The 1,331-nt window shown below is 65.1% G+C and carries 1 protein-coding gene and 1 other annotated feature; the gene reads right to left on the reverse strand.

Translation table 11 applies throughout. The annotated features are described in order from the left end of the window. Positions 1-1,221, reverse strand: a protein-coding gene (locus tag D9V41_RS16035) for an IS3 family transposase (protein ID WP_121795600.1) whose coding sequence is annotated in 2 segments (ribosomal slippage) — positions 1-939 and positions 939-1,221 — 1,222 coding nt annotated over the 2 segments. Because the reading frame shifts where the segments join, the coding sequence is not laid out codon by codon here. This gene is flagged as partial in the annotation. Continuing rightward, positions 812-940: a sequence feature (AL1L pseudoknot), on the reverse strand. Its footprint overlaps the gene before it by 129 nt. Positions 1,222-1,331: the final 110 nt, after the last annotated feature.

Consider the following 1,331-nt stretch of genomic DNA (forward strand, 5'->3'; position numbering starts at 1 on the left):
CGTTCCTTGCAGCGTAATGGAGTTCTTCGGCGGCGATCGGGGTGAGATCGTCCAATGCCTCGTGGGGTCGCTCGTGGTTGAAGAAGTCGACCCAGTTGAGGGTCTCGATCTCGACGTGCTCGACCCCGCGCCAGGGGCCTTCGGGCCGGATCAGCTCGGCCTTGTAGAGGCCGATTTGGGACTCGGCCAACGCGTTGTCGTAAGCATCGCCAACCGAGCCCACCGACGGGTCGACGCCCTCGTCGACCAGCCGCTGGGTGAAGGCGAAACTGACGTACTGCGACCCGGCATCGGTGTGATGGATAAGTCCGGACAGGTCGTCGACGCCGGCCTGGCGGCGGGTCCAGATCGCATGCTCTAACGTGTCCAGGACCAGGTCCGTCGTCATTTTCGTCGCCGCCCGCCAGCCCACGATGCGCCGGCTGAACACGTCGAAGATGAAGGCGACATAGACGGTGCCGGACCAGGTCGCCACGTAGGTAAAGTCGGCTACCCACAGCTGATTCGGGCGGCTGGCCCAGAACTGCCGGTCGACCAGATCGCTCGGCCGCTCAGCCGCTGGGTCGCCGATGGTGGTCCGGACCTTCTTCAGCCTCAGCGCACCCACCCAGCCGTGCTCGCGGTAGAGCCGCTCGATCGTGCAGCGCGCGACGTCGTGACCCTTACCGCGCAGGTGCAGCCACATCTTGCGTGCCCCGAACCTCGCGATCAGCTTCTGCCTCCTGCGCTCGGCCTCGATCAGCGCGACCAGCTCCGCATCACGCACGTGCCGTTTCGAGGGCCGGCGGCTGCGGGCTTCGTAGTAGGTGGACGGGGCGATCTGGATCCCGTGCTCGCGCAGCACGCGACAGATCGGCTCGACCCCGAACTCCTCGCGGTGTTCGTCGATGTAGTCGATCAGTACCTGTTGGGGCGGTCGAGCTCCGCCGCAAAGAAAGCCGAGGCGGTCTTCAGAATCTCGTTTGCCCGCCGCAGCTCGGCGTTCTCCTTCTTCAACGCCTTGATCTCAGCGATCTCCTCGCTGGTCTTGCCCGGCCGGACACCGCCGTCGATCTCGGCCTGCCTTAGCCACTTGCGAACCGACTCGGTCGAGGTGATCCCGAGCTTCGCGGCAACGGACCTGATTGCCGCAGCCTCATGCGGGTGGTTCTCCCGGGACTCAATCACCATGCGCACCGCGCGCTCACGCAACTCGGTCGGGTACTTGCTGGGTCGTGCCATGAGAGTGATCCTTCCAATGAATCAGCTCTCCGGACACGCCGGGACGGTTCAAACACACACTGGCGGATCCTCATCGGCCACTGCTCGACCAACTCGATGCGGGGCGGCCA

It is taken from the genome of Aeromicrobium phragmitis (assembly GCF_003674095.1).
Lineage (GTDB): Bacteria > Actinomycetota > Actinomycetes > Propionibacteriales > Nocardioidaceae > Aeromicrobium > Aeromicrobium phragmitis.